The sequence below is a fragment of the Kineococcus esterisolvens genome (assembly GCF_050871405.1).
In the GTDB taxonomy this organism is placed as follows: domain Bacteria; phylum Actinomycetota; class Actinomycetes; order Actinomycetales; family Kineococcaceae; genus Kineococcus.
Map to the genome: position 1 here is coordinate 1 of NZ_JBJLRI010000135.1, position 3,432 is coordinate 3,432.

3 protein-coding genes are annotated in these 3,432 nt (G+C 80.7%); 1 reads left to right on the forward strand and 2 read right to left on the reverse strand.

All coding sequences use genetic code 11. The features are described from left to right. Positions 1-341: FAD-dependent oxidoreductase (locus ACRYR8_RS21015; protein ID WP_432486215.1), on the reverse strand; the 341-nt coding region annotated here is incomplete at its 3' end. Positions 342-508: 167 nt separating this feature from the next. On the opposite strand from ACRYR8_RS21015, the gene ACRYR8_RS21020 reads away from it, so the two are divergent. Beyond that, positions 509-2,425, forward strand: coding sequence for a protein kinase domain-containing protein (locus ACRYR8_RS21020; protein WP_432486160.1), 1,917 nt, complete (start codon positions 509-511; stop codon positions 2,423-2,425). A gap of 12 nt (positions 2,426-2,437) precedes the next feature. On the opposite strand, the gene ACRYR8_RS21025 is transcribed toward ACRYR8_RS21020, so the two are convergent. Then, the gene (locus ACRYR8_RS21025) at positions 2,438-3,340 is read right to left on the reverse strand and encodes a TIGR01777 family oxidoreductase (protein WP_432486161.1); all 903 of its coding nucleotides are present in this window, start codon (positions 3,338-3,340) and stop codon (positions 2,438-2,440) included. Positions 3,341-3,432 lie beyond the last annotated feature (92 nt).

Sequence of the window (3,432 nt, forward strand, 5' to 3'; positions counted from 1 at the left end):
GGGGCGACGCGCACCCCCGCCCGGCGGCGGGGCGGGGGGGGGCGGGGGGCGGCGCCCGCCCACCCCCCCCCGCCCCGCCCCCCCCCCACCCCGGCGTCGAACGGCTGCAGCCGCAGCGCGGCGACGTCGAGCACCTTGTGCAGCTCGGGGTAGGCGGGGTTGACGAGCTGGAAGCCGCGGTCGACGCGGAAGCCGTCCACGACGTCGGAGCGGACCCGGCCGCCCACGCCGTCGGAGGCCTCCACCACGGCCACCTGCAGGCCCGCCGCGCTCAGGTGCCGGGCGCAGGCCAGGCCCGCCAGCCCGGCGCCCACGACGACGACGTCCGCGCTGGGCGGCAGCGGCGGGGAGGGCACGGAGGGGGACGGCGACGCCTTCCCCGACGGGATCGCCGGGGGCAGGGGGTCCGACCGGTCGAGGGAGGTGGCGCTGGGGATCACCTCCCGAGCGTATCGAGGCTGTGGATGACGGGCGCGGCCATCCCGCCGTCTGCGGTTCCCTGTCCTGCGTGCCCCTCGACGACGCCCTGCCCGGTGACCCCGTCCACAGCCCCTCCGGCGAGCCCGTCGAGGGTGTGCGCTCGGTGCGCCGCGGCCGGCACACCGCTCCGGGCGGGGACCGGGGCGGCGCGCGGGACGGCGCGGCGGGAGCGGTGCGCGAGGCCCGCCGGGCCGCCCTCGCCGCGCTCGGGGAGGACCCTCGGCGCCGGCCGCCGCGCGTCGACGGCTACGAGGTGCGGCACCTGCTGGGGGCGGGCGGCTCGGCAGTCGTCTGGGCAGGCGCCGGACCCGACGGGGTGCTGCGCGCGCTGAAGGTCCTGCAGCCGGTGACGGGCACCCCGGGCGCCTCCGACGCCACCGGCCCGGCGGACCCGCTGCACGAGCTGAGCCTGCTGCGGCGCGTGCGGCACCCGCGCGTGGTGGCCGTGCACGACATCTCCCGGGACGAGGCGGGCAACCCCGTGCTCGTGCTGGACCTGGCGCCCGGCGGCAGCCTCGCGCAGGTCCTGCGGCAGCGCCGCCGGCTGGGAGCGGCGGAGGTGGTGGGCCTGCTGTCCGTGCTGGGCCCCGCGCTGGAGGAGCTGCACTCCGCCGGCGTGGTGCACGGGGACCTGGCGCCGGGCAACGTCCTGCTCGACGCCCGCGGGGAGCCGCTGCTCGCGGACCTGGGGCTCGCGCGGGCGATGGGCCGCCGGCACGGCAGCGTGCTGGGCACCCCGGGGTTCGCGGACCCCGCGGTGGTGGCCGGTGAGGACGCGGGCGCCGCCGCGGACGTCTACGGCCTCGCGGCCGTGGCGTGGTGGGCGCTGACGGGCCAGGTGCCCCCGGTCCGGGGCGCGGGAGCCACCCGTCGTGCGGCCCGCCGCGCCGGGGCGCAGCTGCCTGCCGGCACGTCCGCGGAACTGCTCGCGGTGCTGCGCGAGGGGCTCCAGCGCAAGCCCTCCCGGCGCCCGACGCCCGGGGAGCTGGCCCAGGCCGCGGCCGGCTGCGCGCAGCCCCGGCCGGTGCGGGTGGCGGCCTCGCGCGGCTGGTCGGCGACCGAGCCCTCGCGGCGGCACGGCGCGGGTTCCGCGGGGGGAGCGGCGCGCGTCACCGGCGCGACCGCCCCCGTCGCGCCGGTGACCCGGCCCGTGCCCGGGGCGGTCCCGCCGCTGCCGGCCGCGGGTGCGGGCACCGCTGCGGGGTGGCCCACCGCCACCGGGCGCCCGCCCCGCCCCGGCGTGCCCGGGGGGCCGCTGCGCCGCCGGGCCCTGGCCGGTGCGGCGGGCGCCCTCACCGTCGCCGCCGCGCTCACCGTCGTGGTCGCCCTGCGGCCCGGGGCCCCGGCGGCCGGCGCCGCGGGCAGCCCGGTCCCGGTGCCCGCGGTCCCCGCCTCGGGAGGAGCCTCCGCGGGAGGCCCCGCTGCGGTGGCCCCGGGCGCCGAGCCTGCACCCGCTCCGACGGGCGGGACGGGTGGGGCCGGGACGGGTGGCGCCGGGGCCTGGCCGGGAGCGAGGACGGAGGCGGAGGCGGAGGTGGAAGAGGGGCAGGAGGTGGGGGACCGTGTGCTGCGCGGGGACGACCCCGGTGCCGTGGTGCGCGAGCTGGCCGCCCGGAGGGCCGACGCGCTGCGTGCGCTGGACCCGGCCGCGCTCGCCGCGGTGGACGCGCCCGGCTCCCCGGCGCTGCAGGCGGACACCGCCCTGCTGGAACAGGTCCGCGACGGGGGCACCCGCTGGTCGGGCCTGGGCTTCGACGTGGCGGGCGTGGTGGTCGAGGCGGCGGGACCGGCGCAGATGGTCGTGGTGGCCGACGTGGTCACGCAGGCGCACGAGGTCGTGGCCGAGGACGGCTCGGCCACGAGCGTGCCGGCCACCGCACCGCGCCGCTCGCGCCTGACCCTCGTGCGCGTCGAGGGCTCCTGGCGCGTGGAGGCGGTGGGGTGAGCGGCGTGGGGTTCAGCCCGTGGAGGGGGCCCCGGCGAGCCAGCCGGTGACGGCGGCGGCGTCGGGGTGCTGGAAGCGGAAGCCCGCCCGCAGCAGGGCGGCCGGCACGACCCGCTGGCTGGCCGTGACCTCGCCGGCGAACTCGCCGAGAGCCACGCGCAGCGCGAGAGGGGGCACGGTGAGCACGGCGGGCCGGTGCACCGCACGACCCAGCGCCCGGGTCACCTCGGCGTTGCGCGCCGGTTGGGGGCACGCGAGGTTCACCGGTCCGGCGACCGGTCGCTGCAGGAGGAAGGTCAGGGCGGCGACCTCGTCGGGCGTGGAGATCAGGCTCCACCAGTGCCGGCCGTCGCCCAGCCGCCCGCCCAGGCCGAGCCGGAACAGGGTGAGCAGCTGCCCGAAGGCGCCGCCACCGGGGTCGGCGAGCAGGCCGGTGCGGGCCAGGGCCACGCGCACCCCCGCCTCGGCGGCCGGGGCGGTCGCCTCCTCCCAGCGTGCGACGACGTCCGCGAGGAAGCCCGTGCCGCGCGGGGAGGCCTCGGTCAGCACGGCCTCGCCGGCGTCGCCGTAGGCACCGATGGCGGAGGCGTTGACCAGCACGGCGGGAGGGGCGTCCAGCGCCAGCAGCGCCCGCACGAGCGTGCGGGTGGAGTCCACCCGCGAGGACATCACGAGGTCCTTGTGGGCCGGCGTCCAGCGGTGGTCCCCGACGCCCGCGCCGGAGAGGTTCACGGCCCCGTCGACGGTGCCCAGCGCGGTCGGGTCCAGCTCGCCCGCCGCGGGGTCCCAGCGCACCTCGCCGGGGCTGCGCGGTTCACGACGCACGAGGGTGACGACCTCGTGCCCCTCGTCGCGCAGGTGCCGCACCAGGTGCCGGCCGATGAGGCCGCTGGCCCCGCTCACCACGACACGCACTGCCCGTCCTCCTCCTCGCCGACCGCTGCTCCCGCTGCGGACCCTCCCACGACGCGCACGGCCCCGCTCCCGGAAGGGGAGCGGGGCCGTGC